Annotated in this window: 16 protein-coding genes (1 of these 16 cut by a window edge); 5 read left to right on the top strand and 11 right to left on the bottom strand. The window is 58.1% G+C overall.

Translation table 11 applies throughout. The features are described from left to right. Together KBW81_RS18485 and KBW81_RS18490 are read right to left on the bottom strand one after the other, a co-directional pair. A protein-coding gene (locus tag KBW81_RS18485; protein WP_217646863.1) for a DHA2 family efflux MFS transporter permease subunit crosses the window boundary here: on the bottom strand, positions 1–806 show its 5' portion. The gene continues 787 nt to the left of window position 1, outside the view; the window shows 806 of its 1593 coding nt (coding positions 1–806); it begins with the start codon at positions 804–806; its stop codon lies beyond the left edge, outside the window. A gap of 5 nt (positions 807–811) precedes the next feature. Beyond that, complete coding sequence (locus KBW81_RS18490) at positions 812–1966, bottom strand: HlyD family secretion protein (protein WP_254249225.1); 1155 nt, start codon at positions 1964–1966, stop codon at positions 812–814. Between the two features lie 145 nt (positions 1967–2111). On the opposite strand from KBW81_RS18490, the gene KBW81_RS18495 reads away from it, so the two are divergent. Next, complete coding sequence (locus KBW81_RS18495; RefSeq protein ID WP_254249226.1) at positions 2112–2777, top strand: TetR/AcrR family transcriptional regulator; 666 nt, start codon at positions 2112–2114, stop codon at positions 2775–2777. On the opposite strand, the gene KBW81_RS18500 is transcribed toward KBW81_RS18495, so the two are convergent. The 6 genes from KBW81_RS18500 to KBW81_RS18525 all read right to left on the bottom strand — a co-directional run bounded on the left by KBW81_RS18500 (position 2764) and on the right by KBW81_RS18525 (position 9092). Continuing rightward, positions 2764–3363 carry a class I SAM-dependent methyltransferase gene (locus KBW81_RS18500; RefSeq protein WP_254249227.1) on the bottom strand — a complete coding sequence of 200 codons (600 nt, stop codon included), beginning with the start codon at positions 3361–3363 and terminating at the stop codon, positions 2764–2766. The two genes, KBW81_RS18495 and KBW81_RS18500, sit on opposite strands and share 14 nt — an antisense overlap. A 38-nt stretch (positions 3364–3401) precedes the next feature. Beyond that, positions 3402–3941: an N-acyl amino acid synthase FeeM domain-containing protein gene (locus KBW81_RS18505; protein WP_090190086.1), complete on the bottom strand. Its 540-nt coding sequence runs from the start codon at positions 3939–3941 to the stop codon at positions 3402–3404. Further along, entirely contained in the window at positions 3938–4489 is a 552-nt protein-coding gene (locus KBW81_RS18510; protein WP_254249228.1) for a methyltransferase family protein, read from the bottom strand. The genes KBW81_RS18505 and KBW81_RS18510 overlap by 4 nt, the downstream gene beginning before the upstream one ends. A gap of 277 nt (positions 4490–4766) precedes the next feature. Beyond that, a complete protein-coding gene (locus KBW81_RS18515) occupies positions 4767–6197 on the bottom strand; it encodes a sensor histidine kinase (RefSeq protein WP_254249229.1) in 1431 nt (476 codons plus the stop codon). Positions 6198–6630: 433 nt separating this feature from the next. Then, positions 6631–7743: a ParB/RepB/Spo0J family partition protein gene (locus tag KBW81_RS18520; protein WP_254249230.1), complete on the bottom strand. Its 1113-nt coding sequence runs from the start codon at positions 7741–7743 to the stop codon at positions 6631–6633. A 50-nt stretch (positions 7744–7793) separates the two neighbouring features. Then, on the bottom strand, positions 7794–9092 hold the full coding sequence (locus KBW81_RS18525) for an AAA family ATPase (RefSeq protein WP_254249231.1): 1299 nt from the start codon (positions 9090–9092) through the stop codon (positions 7794–7796). A gap of 473 nt (positions 9093–9565) precedes the next feature. Here KBW81_RS18525 and KBW81_RS18530 point away from each other — a divergent pair, with 473 nt between their 5' ends. After that, positions 9566–10261: a DnaA N-terminal domain-containing protein gene (locus KBW81_RS18530; RefSeq protein WP_254249232.1), complete on the top strand. Its 696-nt coding sequence runs from the start codon at positions 9566–9568 to the stop codon at positions 10259–10261. A 42-nt stretch (positions 10262–10303) separates the two neighbouring features. On the opposite strand, the gene KBW81_RS18535 is transcribed toward KBW81_RS18530, so the two are convergent. Beyond that, complete coding sequence (locus KBW81_RS18535; protein WP_254249233.1) at positions 10304–10687, bottom strand: Hpt domain-containing protein; 384 nt, start codon at positions 10685–10687, stop codon at positions 10304–10306. Beyond that, positions 10687–11661 carry a response regulator gene (locus tag KBW81_RS18540; protein WP_090190072.1) on the bottom strand — a complete coding sequence of 325 codons (975 nt, stop codon included), beginning with the start codon at positions 11659–11661 and terminating at the stop codon, positions 10687–10689. Before KBW81_RS18540 ends, KBW81_RS18535 begins: the two co-directional genes overlap by 1 nt. 289 nt (positions 11662–11950) lie before the next feature. Between KBW81_RS18540 and KBW81_RS18545 the strand changes: the two genes are divergently transcribed. The 3 genes from KBW81_RS18545 to KBW81_RS18555 all read left to right on the top strand — a co-directional run bounded on the left by KBW81_RS18545 (position 11951) and on the right by KBW81_RS18555 (position 17022). Further along, positions 11951–14818 (top strand): CHASE domain-containing protein, encoded by a 2868-nt coding sequence (locus KBW81_RS18545; protein WP_254249234.1) that lies wholly within the window; start codon positions 11951–11953, stop codon positions 14816–14818. 209 nt (positions 14819–15027) lie between these two features. Further along, entirely contained in the window at positions 15028–16638 is a 1611-nt protein-coding gene (locus tag KBW81_RS18550) for a sensor histidine kinase (RefSeq protein ID WP_254249235.1), read from the top strand. Continuing rightward, positions 16639–17022 carry a response regulator gene (locus tag KBW81_RS18555; RefSeq protein WP_254249236.1) on the top strand — a complete coding sequence of 128 codons (384 nt, stop codon included), beginning with the start codon at positions 16639–16641 and terminating at the stop codon, positions 17020–17022. On the opposite strand, the gene KBW81_RS18560 is transcribed toward KBW81_RS18555, so the two are convergent. Continuing rightward, positions 17019–18068, bottom strand: a complete 1050-nt coding sequence (locus KBW81_RS18560) for a DUF475 domain-containing protein (protein ID WP_254249431.1) — start codon at positions 18066–18068, stop codon at positions 17019–17021. The two genes, KBW81_RS18555 and KBW81_RS18560, sit on opposite strands and share 4 nt — an antisense overlap. Positions 18069–18112 lie beyond the last annotated feature (44 nt).

The following is an 18112-nucleotide window of genomic DNA, read 5'->3' on the forward strand; positions in this document are numbered from 1 at the left end:
AACGCGCGCCAAAAGGTGACAATCCCGCCCACGACCATGATGATCGCCAGCGCCGCAACTGCGTGATCGTCGAACCAATCATTCGCAGGCCCCTCTTCCAGCACAAACTCCATCCCGCCAAGGAAACCGGCCAGCGCGAGCAAGCCCCACCAGTCGAACTTGTTCAGCAGCTTCCAGTTGGGCTTATCAAAGTCGATCAGCATCCACGCGCCAATGGCAACACCGATGCCGGGGATGACGTTGACCAAAAACAGCCAATGCCACGAAAACGTCGCTGACAGGAATCCACCGACCGTCGGGCCAACCGTCGGTGCAAGCGTTGCGATCAATCCAATGATCGGCGACACCGTCGACCGCTTTGATGGCGGAAAGATCGTGAACGCCGCGGCAAAGACCGCCGGAATCATGCCGCCGCCCAGGAACCCTTGCAGACCGCGCCACAGGATCATTTCGCCAATGCTGCTGGATGTGGCGCACATCAGACTGCTGGCCGTGAACCCCGCCGCCGCGATGGTAAACAAAACCCGCGTCGACATCATCCGCGCCAGAAAGCCCGACAGCGGAATCATGATGACCTCCGCGATCAGGTACGACGTCTGCACCCAAGAAATCTCGTCCGCGCTGGCCCCAAGGCCCGCCTGAATATCAGGCAGCGACGCAGAGACGATCTGGATATCCAAAATCGCCATGAACATCCCGAACACCATAACCATAAAGGCCAGAACGCGCCGGGGTGTCAGGGCATTATCGTCGGCAGCCGCGGCCGCCGGCGCCGTGCCTTGCATGGCAGGCGATGTTGCAGACATGATCCTTACTCGCCCGCAGCCGCGACAACCGGCGCTTCATGCGCATCCGGCACGCCGCCGGTGCGGCTATCGACTTCGACCTTCACCGACAAACCCGCACGCAAGCCGCCCGCGTCCAGTGCCTCTTGCGGAATCGCGATCCGCACCGGCACCCGCTGCACAACCTTGGTAAAGTTACCCGTCGCGTTATCTGCAGGCAGCAGCGAAAACACCGATCCCGTCGCAGGCGCGATGGATTCAACCGTGCCCTCGAACGTCGCATCCGGCAGCGCATCAATCGTGATGCCCACAGTTGCACCAACCGCGATCCCCGCCATCTGCGTTTCTTTGAAATTCGCTTTGATATACAGGCTTTCCAGCGGCACCAGCGCGGCCAGACGCGCGCCGGCCGTCACCAGATCGCCGACCTCTAGCGTCATATTGCCCAGCGTGCCCGTCGCCGGCGCGCGCAAAACCGTCAGGTCCAGATTGCGCTGCGCCTGATCAACCGCCAGTTCCAGCTCGTGCTGGGTGCCAACCGCCTCGGCGCGTTGCGCTTTCAGCACGCCAACCTGCGCATTCGCGCTGGCAATCGCCGCATCCGCGCTGGCCACCGTCGCCGTCGCGGTCGCCAGCGTTTCGGTCGCCGTATCCAACTGCGCCTGCGCCGCGACATTATTGCTGGCAAGGCTCTGCACTCGCGTCGCATTGCTTTGCGCCGCGCGTTGCTGCGCGATCGCCATATCATGCTGCGCCTGCGCCGCCGCAACACCCGCCTGCGCCGCCAAGATCTGCGCATCAATCCGGTTCAACGTCTCACCGGCAGAGGCAACGCGCCCCTCAGCCACTTCCAGCGCAATCGTATAATCGCCATCATCCAGCCGCACCAAAACGTCGCCCGCTTGCACGGTCGCATTTTCGCCAAACGGCACCTCGGCGACATAGCCCTGCAGACGGCTGGAAATCAACGTCACATCAGCGGTGACATAAGCGTCGTCCGTCTCGACCATGAACCGGCCCGTCGTCCAATATCCATGCCCGAAATCAACAATCGCCGCGATGATCGCCAGCGCCACCAACCCGAAAATCACCCGCTTGCGCTTAGATTTAGGCGGCGCAACCTCGGCCATATCGGTCGGTGCTTCGCTCAACGGGGAAATCGCTCGGTCGTGACGCGCCATGGGGACACTCCTGTATGACGTGCAATGGGAAAAAGCAGAGGGATACAGAATCAGATCGAACTGCTGGGTTCGATTTGGCAAATAGCGTAGCGAAATCCGATCTTCAAGACTTTATGAAACCGTTCGGTTCGATTATATGCACAGCATGACAGATAAACCCGCACCAAAGCCCAGACGCCCCCGCACCCCGCGCCACGCCGCAGGGGCAGACCCCGATAAACGCGCTGCCATCATCCTCGGTGCCGCGCAGGTTTTCATGCAAATGGGGTTCGATGCGGCCAGCGTTTCTGACATCTGCACCGCTGCTGGCGTGTCAAAAAGCACGCTTTACGTCTACTTCGCTAGCAAAGAAGACCTATTCGAAGCGCTGGTCGAAGAGCGCCGCGAAGCCATGTTTGAAAACTTGCAGTCCAGCCTGCAGGGCCCTGCCCCGCTGGCCGATCGCCTTGCCGCTTTTGCCCGCACACTTGCGACTGCGCTCTGCTCGGATGATGTCATCGCGGCGCAACGCATCGTGATCGCCATCGCCGAACGCCGCCCCGACATCGGCACCCGCTTTTACGAATCCGGCGCAGCCAAAGGCCACGCCGTCTTGCTGGCCGTGCTTGAACAAGAGGTCGCGCGCGGCACGCTGGTCATCCCAGACCTGCCGCTCGCCGCCTACCAGTTCGTAGAGCTTTCCGCCGCCGGCCACTGGCGCCGCCGCCTGTTCGCCAAAGCCGCCACGCCCCCGACGGCAGAGGTGATCGCCGCAACAGCCCAAAGCGCGGTCGCCATGTTTTTGGCGACCTACGCGGCTAGCCGTTCATAAACACGTCATACCGCGTGGTTTTGCCCAAAATCTGATGCGAAAACGGCCGTAAACCGGGAATCGAATCCGCCTTCACTGGCCACTTCAAAACCACCCGCTTGCGCGCATGCTCCAGTGCGACCTGCATCAACTCCAATGCATTATCGTCCTCGCCGACGATGTCGCGCACTTGCCGCAGCTCTAACTTGACCAGCGCCGACTTCTTGCGCTCCGGATGCATCGGATCAACCAGTACCGAATCCGCCTCTAGCTGCGGCAGCAAATCCTTGGCATCGCCCAGTCGCAGCGTCATCCGCCCGATAATCTCGGCCAACCCGCCGCCTTCCGCCGCAGCCCGCGCCAAACCGTCCGCCAACAACGCATGCATCTTTTCCGACCGCTCGATCAGCGTGACCTGCGCGCCCAGCGACGCCAGCAAAAACGCATCGCGCCCCAGCCCCGCGGTCGCATCAACCATCGTCGGCGTGCGCCCATCCGTCAGGCCCATCGCCTTGGCCAGCGGCTGCCCGCGCCCGCCGCCAAATCGCAAACGATGCGCAACGGACCCTTCGACAAAATCGATCCGAAGCTCTTGGTTCTCTTTCATCAGGCCCCCTCCCCTACCGCGACACAATTGGCTGCGGCTTACAGATCGACGCCCATCAGAACCAGCTTCTTGTTCAACCCACCATAGCGGCGCGGATCGCTCAACTGGTCAAAGCCATACAGCCGCCGATAAAACTCCACCCGGTCGTCCGCCACAGCCGCCACGCCGTAATTCACCGCATGCTCTTTGCCCACCGTCGCATAAAGCCGTAGCGTCTGGCGCGCGATCGACAGCCGCAATGCGCCCAGCCCCGGCTCTACCGCAAAGCGCGCACCGTCGATCATTGTCATGCCGGCATCAATTTTCGGCATCAAGATGTCCGAAAACGCCGACATCGTCGCCGACTTGGGGTGTTCCTTCGTCAAAACATGCAGCCGGATGGTCCCGACAATCGAATCCTGCGACCGCACCCGGAACACTTGGCTAGTCGCCAAATCGTCGTATTCATCTAGAAAACACGCCCCGTCATGCGGCGCAATCATCCCCTCCGACAGGTAACAGCGGTATCTGAACGCTCCGATTGCGTTCAGATCATCCTGATTTTCCGCTCGCCCGATATCGAAGGTCTTGGCGCTCAAGATACCTTCCTCAGCACGCGCGTTGGCAAGAAGAACCCCGTGCTGCGCTGATAGGTTAAATAGGTCGTCCCATGATCACCGCCGCTCAGCCACGCCTCTTCGCGCAGGGCAGAATAGACGTAGATGAACAGCAAAGCCCCGAACACGATGATCGAAACAACATGCAGCGTGCCAAGGGCGCAGGCGAACCAGAACGTCACATAAGACACATAGAACGGGTGCCGCACAAAACGCCAAGGTCCGGTTGTGATGATGCCGCTGGTCTTGAAATCCTCAGCGAACGCCAGCCCCAACTGCCTTTGGCTGCTATGCCGCGCCGCCCAAAGAAACAGCACAAAGGCCGCGGCGATCAGCAACAGTACAACCACTGGATGACTTAGGGTCAACACAAAGGCCGTGTACATGAAGAACGACACACCAATCAGCGATAGAATAGAAATAAGGTGCATACCCCATGGGTATTTATCCGAATTGAAATGCTGCTTCGTCGCCGCTGCAATCATCATGAAATAGGCTAGCGCCGAAACACCTGTAACGAAGTCAATCAAAAATTTCACCTTTGTTGTGATATTCTAACGACTTAAGCCGAAGAATGCTGAACGAAACAACGCGATGACGGATCGGCATCAGGGAAACAAGATAGAAATGGGTGAAACAAAACACAGTGCCGAATCGCGTTAACCACGACAATTCCAGATTTGAAGTTGAAAAACCACTACTTCAAGCACGAATAACACCGTTAAGTTGCAAAACAACCTAACGGAGCATTCCGGCGAAATTTTATGCAACTCCGCACCGGGCATCGCCCGGAGCATGAAAGCAGCTTTAGATGGCCACGTTCCGCAGCACAGTCGCGTCCTTGCCCTGCCCAACCTGCGCCGCCAGCCCTTTTGGATCGGCCCCCGGCACGGTCGGCAGTTCGACGTAAAACGTTGTCCCCGCCCCTAGCGTTGAATCGTAATCAATGATCCCGCCAAGCGCTTCGATGATTTCACGCGAAATATTCAAGCCCAGTCCGGTGCCGCCAAACTGGCGCTGGTCGGATGAATCAAGCTGAATGAACCGCGCAAAGACCTGCTCTTTCGCCCCGTCCGGAATACCGACACCGTGGTCGCGCACCGTGATCCGCACGCGCCCGTCCTTCACGCTCATGCCGACATCGACCTCGCCCAAGGCGGGCGAAAACTTGGCTGCGTTGGAAATGATATTGCCCAGCACCTGCATCAACCGCGACTGATCGCTATTCACAAAAGCCGGCATTAACCCCTGCTCGTCCAGCTGCAGACTGACGTCATACCGCTCGGCCAAACCTTGGTGCCAGTTGATCGCATCAACAAGAAACGCACCGACGTCGATCACTTCGCGATCGAACTTCAGCTCGCCCTCTTCCAGCTTTTGCAGGTCCAGCAAATCATTTACCAGTTCTGCCAAACGTTCGCTATTTTTACTCGCCATACCAAGCAGATGCGCCACGCGCGGCGGCAGTTCACCGAACTTGCCAGAGTTGACCAGATCAAGCGATCCTTTGATCGACGTCAGCGGCGTGCGTAACTCGTGGCTGACCACGGCGACAAACTGCGTTTTCAGCACTAATGCCTCTTTCGCCCGCTCATGTTCGACCTTCAGATCTTGCAGACGCTTCAAATCTTGGCGGTACATCCGCAAAAAGATGCGCGAGCAGTCGACGACAAAGTACATCACGAAGATGACCGTAAAGAACTGCAACCAAGACGCCGAAGTCATATCCGGCCGATACAGGATGATATCCCGCAGCGTCATGACAAAAAACGCCACGCCATACAGCGCCAGCCGGGTCGCCAAAATGCTTGCGATCTGATGGTTGTTCATCGCGGCATAAAGCGCGCCAGAGAACAAAAAGAACAAAGAGGTAAACAGCCCCTCACCGCTCGATTGTCCCGCAACCCAAACCGTATAGGTGCAGATGGTCAGCGTGCTGACGATCGTATTTATCAAATACCCGACGTAGGCCTTTGAGGTTCCCGCCTCGTCCCCGGCCTGCAGCCGCTCGACGCGGCGCGCAAGCGACAAATCGACCAGCTCGCACAGCATGCTGATGACAAAGAACACCATCGCCAGTGACGGGGAAAAGAACGATCCGGTCAGGATCGAGACGCCTAAAAAGATGGACTGCCGCTGCCAGGTCAGCGTTTTGACGGCGCGGGAATAGTCCTGCAGATTGCGCAGCAAGAACCGCTCTCGATTAACGCGGTTCAGCCGGATCAAAAGGTTGATCATAACCATCCTCCGTGTCCGACATCCTTGCCGCACACCAATCCCCGCCACGCGCTTTGGCGTGCTGGCCGATTTGCCCTTTCAAGGGCGACGGTCTGTGCAAGGGTAAGCATCATAGCTCCGGTTCAGGTTCGGACGGCATTTGCAAAAATGGGCCACGGGGCACGGCACAAAGGGGTGCCACTCCCGATAAATATATACGCCAAATCAGGCGAAAGTATGGACGTCAGCAAATTAACGAAAACTTTACACTTTTAAGCTGTATTTGCAAAAATACACCTAACGCATTGTTATAGTTACGAAAAGCAAAGGGCGGCGCAGTGATTCACTGCGCCGCCCATCACCGAATTTGTCCATGGCGAGCAACCTATAGGCCGCCATTGGGCACCGATTGCTACACCCTACGCCGGACAAACCTTATCCGCGGATAAGGTTTTCAGTCCAACCCGTCGATCAACGCCGCAATCGCCCGCTCTAGCCGCGCCCGGTCCATCGTCGAAAAATCGCGGTCAACTTTGATCTCTAACCGGCCGACCGCAGCCGTGCATTTCACCCGCCCCTGCCGCGTGCGCAGATCAAAGGTCGTCTTGGTCTTCGCCGCGTCAGCCGCCACGCTGCGCGCCTTCTTGGCAGGCGCAGACTCTGGGTCCGGCAGTTCGTATTGATCAAGGCCGACATACCGGCGGAGCACACCCAACTCGTCCACGATCGACCGGTTATCCCAGTCGTGAAGCTCATCCTTAATACGGCCAATAATCCCCGGCTCAGAGTCGATTTCCTGCGCCAGCTTCACCCCCAGCACGCGCGGGATTTCAGTGGGGTAATGCAACACAGATCCCAAGGCATCTAACACCCGCGCAAAGGACCGGATGTAGCTACGCTTGGAATATGGCGAGGACTGAAACAACCGACCCACAGCCGTCTTCAGATCGTTCGCGTCTGTCCCCGGATCGCCCGCATAGTTCATCGCCGCCTGCGCCATCTCGGCAAAGGACAGATCCTTGCGGATCACGTTTTCGTCCACCATGCGCCGATATAGACCCGATACGTCCGAACTTGCGGGCAGCACCAGCGCCGGGATTTTACTCCAATCTCCCTCGCCTTCGTCCTGCAATGCACGGTACGCCGACCAACGCCGGAAGCCCTGCACCAGCTCATACCCCGTCCCGTCGCCGCGTTCGGCCACACGGATCGGGTTCGACAATCCCAGCTCTTTGATCGAGGTGATCAAATCCGCCAGCTCGATATCTTCCCCGGGCATACGGTCGCGGACCAGCAGATGCGTGTGCACATCTTCCAATGGCACCAAGACCACCACATGACCCGCCTCGCGCAGCGCAACAAATTCATGCGCCAGCGCGTCGTTTTCATCGCGGATCGCCGCGACGGCGGATGCGCGGGCTTGCAGCGCTTCTGCGTTTTCGGCAATCGCGCTGGCCATGGGACCGCGGCGCTGCACGTTCGGCAAAGGCGTCTCTATAGGAGCATCCACGCGCGGCGCAGGATCGTCTGGCAGCTCTATATCAAAGATGCGTTTCTTACGGCTCATGTCGTGTCTCCTTTCGGATGGCGGGGCAAACCTTATCCGCGGATAAGGTTTCAGTCATTGATCTGCGGCCAAGCGGCCAGCATCGTTGTCCGGAATTCCGTATAGGCCTGATCGAAACTGCCACGCGCACGGCGCCAAGTTTCGCGGGTCATATCGCGGTAATCCATCTCGTATACCGAGGCGAGGAAGCGGCCAGACTGTTCAACGGCGCGCGTCATCTCGACCGGATGCAAGGCCAACCTTTCGCCAAATACCTTACCAAACGCATCATACATCGCACGGTGCAGGTCATTACCAGGCTCGAAACGGGTCAATAGAAACCGAACGTCAACAAATTCCTTTGGCAGCGAAACCTTATCCGCGGATAAGGTTTGCCCGAAACCATGCGCCAAATCCTCTAGCGCCTCCGACAGCTGACCGATGAAAGACGTGGTGCTGTCATATTCCCAATATCCGGGACCGGACGGAATATAGAGCATGTCGGCAGCAAAGACCGCATTCATCGACTGATAGCCAATCGCTGGCGGGCAGTCGAAAATGATAAGGTCCCACTGATCGTCCGGCAGCTGATCCAGATACCGCGACACGGCAGCAAAGAACGACCACTCTGGATTCAGGTGGCGATACTGGGCGGACGCAAATTCGACAAAGGCTGCGTTGGCGCAGCTGGGGATGATGTCGATCGTCGGCCAGTTCGTCGGCTGGATAAAGTCTGCGATCCGCAAATCCTGCAAACCCATGTCGGTGATGCTTGACGGAATTGCGCGGCGGGGCAGGGCGGTGCCGCTTGCCGCAGCTTTGGGCGCTGCGTTCGCGGCTTCTGTCTGGCGCACCAGATCGCGCGCCATGATGCCCCAGACAGTTTGCTCTTCACTCACATCGGTCAGGCCCATGGAGTGGGACAGCGTCGCCTGCGGGTCAAAGTCGACGCACAGCACGCGGTAACCATCCAACGCGGCGGCATGGGCAAAGTGCAACGCGACTGTCGACTTGCCTGCGCCGCCTTTGAAGTTCGCAATCGCGGTGCGGAACGCGCGGCCAGCGGGGCGCGGCGGCATCAGCGACTTGCCCTTCACCTTCAGCTTGCGGCGCATCGTGTTCACCTCGTCCAAGGTGAACCACCGCTGGCGCCCGTCAGGTTCGACCAGGCCATCTGGCAGCGTCGGGTCCGCCGCCATCCGGCCGCGGAACGTCGACTGATTCATGCCCAAGATCAGCTCTGACACCTCCCATGACGAAAACCGCCGCAGCGTCTTCGTGCTCTCCGGAGAGAAGGTCTGCTGGCGAATCCAGCTTTGCATCTTAAGCGATCGGGTGTGGATCTCTTTTAGATCGGTGTGAGTCAGCATAATCCCTCGGACGCTAAAATTCCATTGTTTGTGATTTACGCTGAATTTGCGTTCTTTGTCGATATCATAGATGATGAATTACGCACCTTATCCGCGGATAAGGTTTTGCAGCGCGCAGCCAAGCGGGCAGGGGCCCAAGCCCCGAATCACGCCCTGGTTGCCCGCTGGCCCATTTGCAGGGCTTTCCACTGCATATGGGGGGACATGACGCCGGGTCCTACTGCCGCTTGAGGGGACATATCCTCGTATTGGGGTGACATACAGGGCGCCCCCCTATACCAATTCAAACCCTTCTTTTAATTTTTGAAGATGGGAAGACAGCAGGCTGGCAGATGAATCGTTGACAGCCACCCACTTTCCAACGCTAATTGCCGAGAGGTCGGGAATAGCGTTCAAAAATGATTCTTGCGACAAACGCAGGAACACCATCGCATCCCATCAAGCAGGCCGCAGTGCAAAGGCAGGGGACGCACATGCAGATCAGGAAACCAGCAGGGCAGCACGCGGGTGCCGTCAAATATGATGTGCTATCTGCGCTTCTTGTTCTCGCAGCTCAAGGGAGCAGCGTAGAAGCGCGTCTGGCGTTGCGTCTAAGCCTGTTGATCACGACCCGCTACAATTGGCGCAGCGGCACGTTTTGCGTCGGTCAGCGTGAAATTGCGCGGATGTGGGGCGTGACCGAACGGACCGCGAAACGGGAAATGTCTGCGATGCGTACGCTGGGCTGGGTGACGGTGTCCCGGCCTGCCGCGCGGGGCAGGGTGGCCGAACACCGGATCGATCTGGCGCAGGTGCTGATCGCGACCAAATCGTTCTGGGCTGACATCGGTCCAGATTTTGTCGCGCGCATGGATGCGCCGGCACAGGCGGCTGGCGAGACGCCGCAAAGCAATGTCGTCCAACTTCGCCCTGCACCCGCGCCGCTGCGTGATGGCAGCCTGTGGTCTGCGGTGGCAGAGCAGCTTTTGATGGATCATCCCGCGACCTATACGGCTTGGTTTGCGCAATTGGTCCAGGTGGATCTACAGGATGGGATTTTGGTTTTGGGGGCAAAGTCGGGTTTTGTCGCCGATTATGTGCAGCAACATCTGGTGCATCGCCTGACAGCGGCCGCTATTTTCCGTGATCCCAGCGTTAAGCTGGTACAGGTCAGGGCTGTTCCGGCGTGATCGCGGCCCCTTTGCCAAAGGCCGCTTTCGACGCGTATCAGATCAGTGGGTCGTGCCAGCCATCGCGGAAAAGCCGTCACCCGCGCTTTGCGGCATCAACTTCTCTATCGGATCACAAAACTCGAGCGAGACATCAAGGAACGCATCCAGCACCTTCACGATCGCAGCTTGATTGGACGCGGCATGGTCGCGGATAAACACCTCGACCTGCTGGGCGGCCTCGCCAAGTTCCTTGAACCCGACAGAGCCCGCGGTGCCTGCGATCTTGTGCAGAATACTCTCTACCTCTTGCGCGGCGCTGGCGGGCGGGTTGGTCTGTTGCAGCGTCACGGCAAGGTCTTCAAGGCGGTCATGCCTTTCGTAATGCGTTTGCACGAAACGCTTTTTCAGGCGGGACATGCCCGCGTCAAAGGCGTTGGCTTCCATCAGGCAGTCGCCCCTGCATACCAAAAATCGTCCAACTGCTTCTCGGCGCGAACAGCTTCCTGCTCTGCGCTGTTGACCGCATGAGACAGCAAATCAAGCGCGGTTGTACCCGATTGCCACATGATACGGCTCGCCTGACCCGTGCTGACACGCAGCCGCAACCGCGTACCGTCGCTGCTGTGCATTTCCAAACGCTGGATGGCCAAGTTCAGGCTGTCGGTAAATTCGGGATAGTTATAGATTTTCGCACCCTCAACGACGCAAACGAAGGACCCGCTGCCGGCGTAGGCGGCGATAAAGTTGCGTTCGCCCAGCGTATCGGACAGCGCCTCGGCAACATCAACGATCATGCATTGAAAGTCGAAAGGCGTGACTTGCATGAACAGTTGCTCGATCCGGCGGATCGAGATGGCAAAGACGCTAGAACCAAACAGGCGCGAGCGGGACAATTTCGAGACATAGTTTTCAAGCGCGACAACATCGACCACGCCATCAATGTCGCGGATCTCGAACGGCTTGTGAAGCGCCAATGGCGCGTTGTCGGTGCTGGTCCGGTGGCCGGACGGCGTTGCCGAAAAGGTCATACCGTTGTCGCGGCGTGCATCCACAAGCGAGCCGATGACGCCAAGGCGCACGCGCAAGTCAGAGATTTCGAACGGCTTGTTGATGTAGTCGGTCGCGCCCGCAAGGAAGGCGGCGTCGATATACCGCTTTTCCGACATAGCCGTCAGCATGACGACAGGTGTCTGGTCATAGCCATCAAGGGTGCGCAACGCGCGGCACACCTCGACACCGTTCATCACAGGCATCTGGAAGTCGAGCAAGACGCAGTCAAAGCGGTTCGCTTCGCGCATCATGGCCAACGCCTCTGGTCCGGATTCGGCTGTTTCGAGTGTATGGTCACCGATATGACCGATGATCTCTTTCAACAGTTCTAGGATGAAAGGATCGTCATCTACTGCTAGGATTCTCATGGGTCCGGCCTTTCTGCCAAGCGCGTTACATCTGGTCGCGCAAGATTTTCTATTCCTCCCATATGCCCGGGACATTGTGGCTCGATTGGGGCGACGTTAAGAAATTAATAAGGGCATTTTACAATTTATAAGTGTACAGCAGATCCTGCAAAGATGCACTAAAGATACAACCCTCACGAGAAATGTCACAACTATAGACGAAACCGACCTTGCGCAGTCGCGTTTTGTCGCCCGTGCGCTAAGGTCCGCCTAAGCCCCACAGAAGGGCAAAATTTGAGTAGTTTGAGACATGTCGGGTAAATCCACTTTTCGCATTCATGTGCTGATCGCGCTGATTTGTGTCGTTATGACACTTATGTTGGCCTTTTATGCAAAGCAGATCGCGCAGCGGCGTGGCGAGCAGACCTTTTCGGCCATCGTGAATGACAGCCGGGATGCGCTGACCATGCGCATGGACAGCTATCTACTGAGTTTAAACTCGCTGGCCGCTTTTTATGAGGCGTCTGATTTTGTCTCGGCGCAGGACTGGGCGGTCTATGTCGAAGCGCTGGATATTGAAAAGACTCTGCCCGGCGTCTTGGGGCTCGGCTTTGTGCAACCCACGGACGGGCCAGAGCTGCTGGACCTGATGAGCGATGTTCGCGCAGGAGGAGAGCCAGAGCTGGTTGTGCATCCGAACACCGGACGCACAAACAAGATGATTATTCGGTTTATTGAACCGCTGCCCCTCAACGCCGCCGCGCGGGGGCTGGATATCAGTTTCGAAGCCAACCGCCGCATCGCGGCGATCACGTCGCGTGATAGCGGCTTGCCGCAGGTGACGGCACCTATCAATCTGGTGCAAGGCAGAGATAGCAAGGTTGGCGCTTTGCTGCTGCGACCGATCTATGACCATAGCCCGATCCCGGCCACCAAGGCCGAGCGGATCGCGTCGCATGTCGGCTGGGTCTATGCGCCCTTCACGATGGATCAAGGATTGAACGATCTGTTCGCGAGCGGCAACGGGTCCTTCGCCGTGACGGTGGAGGATGCGGGCAACGCGATCTTTAGCGCCGGTCAACCTGCGGCCAATTCACCCTTCACCCGCACCCAGACGATTGATGTTTACGGGCGGACGTGGACAGTCAGCTGGAGCGGGACAGCCGCGTTCAAAGAGGCACATGCCAGCTATTTGCCGCTGATCGTGCTGCTGTCCGGGCTTAGCATGAGCTTTTTGGTCTGGCGTTATTTGCGCATGCTGACGAACCGGGAAAACGACATCAATGCGCTGGTGGAACGCAAAACGCGGGCGCTGTCGGACCGGGCCCAGCAGAACCGCGCTGTGATCGAAAACTCTGTCTTTGGGGTCATGCAGTTGGACAGCGACGGCATCGTGCGGTCTGCCAATGCGGCGAGTTGTGCGATTTTGGGGATCGAGAAGGCAAAGCTGATGGGCCGCGTTTTGTCAGAGCTGGTGATAGAGGACGAGCCCTGCGACGGAACTGGCATGCCCTGCGCGGCGCATGCGATGCGCGACGGGAAAGTCTGCAAGCTGGAAATGCAGACAAAGGTGTGGCGGCGCAGTAATGGGATGCGGGTGCAGTCCGTCCTGCTGCGCGATATCACCAAAGAGGCGACGTCGCTGCAAGCGCTGACCGATACCGAAGAGCGTTGGAACCTGGCGCTGCAAGGTGCAGAGATTGGCGTGTTTGACGTCGATTTGCGCAAGAACAAGTCGGTCGTGTCCGAGACATGGCGGCGGTTGATGGATATCCCGCTGGATAGCGATATCGACACGCAGGCGCATTTCTTTTCGCGGGTGCATCCTGACGATCTGCCCGTGCTTCAGGCAGCGGACCGCGATGCGATTCTGGGGAATACGCCGCGATCGGTGTCGGAATTCCGGGTGCGGATGGCGGATGGGTCGTACCGCTGGCTGCGGTCTGACGCGGTTGTGGTGGAACGGGACGCTGACGGCACCGCCATGCGGCTTGTCGGGGCGCAGACGGATATCACGGCGCTGCGCGCGGCAGAGACGGCGATCAAGCACGGTGAAGAGTTGCTGGACCTTGTGATCGAACGCGCCCCGGTCGGGACGGCGATCACGAATGGTCACGGCACGATGTTGCGGGCAAATGGCGCGTTAAGTGCGATCACGGGCTATCCCGAAGACAAACTGACCGGCGGGCATCTAAGCCTGATGTTGGCGGCCACCGAGCGTGACAGTTTCATGGAGGAGATCACCGCTTTGCGGGGGGATACCCATGAAACCTATCGGGGCGAGCATCTGATTTGCTGCGCCGACGGCGAAGAGCGTTGGGGGCTGGTGAAGGTGTCTTGGGCGTTTGACCCGGCGCAGGCCATGGAAATTTACATCGTTCAGATCAACGACATCACCACCGAAAAACGTGCCGCGCGGATCAAGAGCGAATTTATCGCCACGATCAGCCACGAACTGCGCACGCCGCTGACGTCGATCAAAGGTGCACTGGGGTTGATGGGGACGAAGAAGATCGAGGCGACAAGCGGCCCGATCACGCGGCTGCTGGAAATCGCCACGGTGAACACGGACCGGCTGATTAACCTGGTGAACGACATTCTGGACCTCGAGAAAATCTCGGCCGGGAAGATGGACTTTAACCTCGATAGCATTGGGGCGACCGATCTGGTGTCTGTCGCATTGGAAAGCAACCGGCCCTTGCTGCTGAAAAGTGCGCTGACGTTCAGGTTGATCGACATGTCCGGCGGGGCACACGTCTTGGCGGATGAAAACCGCATTGCGCAGGTGCTGAGCAACCTGCTGTCGAACGCCTGTAAGTTTGCACCGCCAAAGACGGCAATCGCGGTGCAGATTTCGGTGGTGGACGATATGGTGCGGTTCGATGTCACCGATCGCGGACCCGGCGTACCTGACGCGTTTCGTGACCGAATCTTTGGCGCGTTTTCGCAAGCGGACAGTTCGGACACCCGGCAGAAGGGTGGCACTGGACTGGGGCTTAATATATCTCGTCAGATTGTGGAACGGATGGGGGGCACCATTGGGTTCGACAGCGAGCCTGATGTGCGCACGACTTTCTACTTTACGTGCCCCATTGCTTTGCCAGAGGAATTGACCAGCGACGGCGCAATACTGCTGGAAAGAGGGCGTAAGCAGCCGAGTTTCGCTGGGGTTGCCTGACGTGGTTGACCCTTACGTTAACCATCGCTACGCATACGCTTGGTGTAAAAATCTATTGGTTTTGCGGGGTTAAGGTTCTGAAAACGGACACGTCTTTCACACGGCCTAGCCATAAACTTGCCTTAAACCATAGGTAGAGCACTTATATATTATTAACTACGACTTCACTTTTGCTGACTTGATACCTCCTCTATCGCAGGAATTTTTCAATGCGAGATTTGACAAAATATATACGGTTCGGGCTGCAGAGTTTTATTGCAGTCTGCGGGGCCGTTATCGTTTGGCGGGCTTGGCCGCTGGACCGATTTAGCTTTGCCATTGTTGTCGCTGGACTGGTTGCCGCATTTATCTGGCGCCGCATTGATAAAGCGGCAGATGCGCCATCGGTCGATGCCTCTGCGCTAGAAGCGCATGCGATTATGCTTCGCGCTGATCAGGACGGGAAAATCAGTTTTGCAAATGAACGGTTGCTGCAATTAACCGGCTATGAACGCGGCACGTTGCTGGGTCAGCCGATGCGTGTGCTGCACCACGTTGCGGATGCTGAAACATACGCGGCCGTTGATGCCGCCATGGCGCGCGGCGAGAAATGGACAGGCGAGACACGCATAACTGGCAAGGATGGCCGGGTGCTGTGGACCCGGATGACCAGCGTGCCACAGATGGATAAGTCTGGCGCCTATTGCGGCAGTCTGCGCGTGCATTCCGATATTAGCGCACAAAAGGTGTCGACTGCGGCGCGCGATGCGATGGCCAGTTTGAACCTGTTGTCAGAGCCGCTGTTTATGGTCTGCCTTGATACATATAACCTTGTCTTCGCCAATGACGCGGCGGCCAAGCTGTTCAATTGGAACCGCCTGCAAATGGCCGAGATCCGCATTTTTGCGGTGGATATGCTCTACGACCGCTTGGCCGTACAGCGGCAGGTTGCAGCGTTGAAGGCCAAACAGATCACAGAGTTTTCCTTTCCCGCGACCTATCACGACGTACCCTATCTGGCCGAAGTTCAGTTAATCGAAGCCGCCGGGATGGAGCCGCGTTTGTATGTCGTGCTGCGCGATCAAACGGAATCGATGGCGATTGCCCGTACCAAGGACGAGTTGGTTGCGACAGTCAGTCACGAGCTGCGCACACCGCTGACGTCGATCAAAGGCGCGCTTGGCCTGATCCGGTCGGGGGCTGCGGGCGATGTGACGAAAAAGACCAGCGACCTGCTGGATATCGCGTATCGCAATGCGGACCGGTTGGTTTTGATTGTGAACGATATTCTGGATCTGGAAAAGATGGCCGCCGGGCAGATGGATTATGACATCGCCCGCCGCGATCTGGTCCAGACCGTCAAAGAGGCGGTGACAGCGAATGAAGGCTTTGCCAGCCGGTTTGATGTGTCGATCAATCTAAATACCGACGATGAGCCTGCTTGGGCGGATTTCGACGCGGACCGGATTCATCAAGTTCTGTCGAACTTGATTTCCAACGCGTGTAAGTTTTCATCGACCGGGGCGCAGATTGACGTGAACGTCGAACGCCGGCCGAAAAGCTTTGCGGTTTGTGTTGTGGATCGGGGCGTGGGCATTCCGTCTGGCGCAGTCGAACGGATCTTTGATCGCTTTACGCAGGTGGGCAAATCTGCGCGCGCGCGGTCCGGTGGCACTGGCCTTGGATTGAGCATTGTGAAGAGCATCATCGAGAGTCATAACGGCACAGTTGAATTAACAAGTGTTGAAGGGCAGGGGACGACGGTGACTGTGGTGTTCCCAAGGGCCACCAACACGGCCACACCGGCCAACCTGATCCGATCCGCCGGGGGCAAAACCTAAATGACGTCTGATATCATCCGCTTGCTGCATGTCGAGGACGACCTCGATATTCTGGAAATTGCGTCCATGTCGATTGAAATGGCGGGCGGGTTTGAACTGTTGCAGTGTGAAAACGCCACTGATGCGCTGCGCATGGCACCAGAGTTTAAGCCCGATGCGATGCTGTTCGATATGATGCTGCCTAAGATGAGCGGCGTGCAATTGATGGCCGCGATCCGCGAAGTGCCCGGCTTTGCCACGACCCCGATCATTTTCATGACCGCCCGCGCGCAGCCGCACGAGCGGCGCGAGTTGATTGAAAAGGGTGCGCTGGATGTGATCGTGAAGCCGTTCGATCCGATCTCTCTTGGGGATCAGATCAAGGCGATCTTGGCCGCCGCCTAGTTCGGGTTCGCCCGGTTCCACCGAATTGATGCCAGCAAGGCCACACCGATCAGCACCGCGCCGCCAAGGCCGGTGATGGTTTCGGGGATGTGGACCAAGGTTTGCATGAACATGATGACCGATAGCGCGAGGATCGCGTAAAAGGCGCCGTGTTCCAGATAGCGGTACTCCGACAGGGTGCCGCGTTCCACCAGCATGATCGTCATGGCGCGCACATACATCGCGCCGATGCCTAGACCGATGGCGATGACAAACAGGTTCTGGCTGAGGGCGAAAGCGCCGATGACGCCGTCGAAGGAAAACGACGCGTCGAGCACTTCGAGGTAAAGAAATGCGCCAAGGCCGCCTTGGGCCGCGGTTTTGGCGACCGTGCTGGGGCGGTCAAGGATCGCGCCAAGGGTGTCGACCAGCAGGAATGTCAGCAGGCCATAGATGCCAGAGCGTAGGAACAGGTCAGACTGCGCGGGCGTCAGCATGCGCGAAAATCCGATCAGCAGGATCAGGACAAAAGCGACCTCTAGCCCCTTAATGGACGCAGAGGCGGCAAGGCGGCTTTCAACCCACGTGAACCAATGCACGTCCTTGTCCGGGTCGCAGAAAAAGCCAAGGGCGACCATCATCAAGAACGTGCCGCCGAAGGCTGCGATGGGCAAATGCGCGCCCTGCATGATGCGGGCGTAGTCATCGGGCTGGGTAGCGGCGAGCTTGATCGCGGCGATGGGGCCGATTTTGGCGGCGATCACCACGATCAGCAGGGGAAAGATGATCCGCATGCCAAAGACGGCGATGATAATGCCCCATGTCAAAAAGCGTTGGCGCCAGACCGGGGTCATGTTTTTCAGCTTGTTCGCGTTCACAATCGCATTGTCGAAAGACAGCGATATTTCCAGCACCGCAAGCACGGCGCAGATCAGGAAATAGCTGGCAACGCCTGACATCGTGCCTTCGGCTTGCCAGCCCAGCAAGGCCCCGGCGCATAGGCCAAGGGCGGTGATGGCGAGGGGCCAATGAAGGTAGGATAAGGTTGTACGGGGGGCGCTGATCATCATGGCCGCACCCTATGCGCGCGCGCAGGGAACGTCAAAATCGA

This window comes from Loktanella salsilacus (assembly GCF_024206795.1).
Taxonomy (GTDB): Bacteria; Pseudomonadota; Alphaproteobacteria; order Rhodobacterales; family Rhodobacteraceae; genus Loktanella; species Loktanella salsilacus.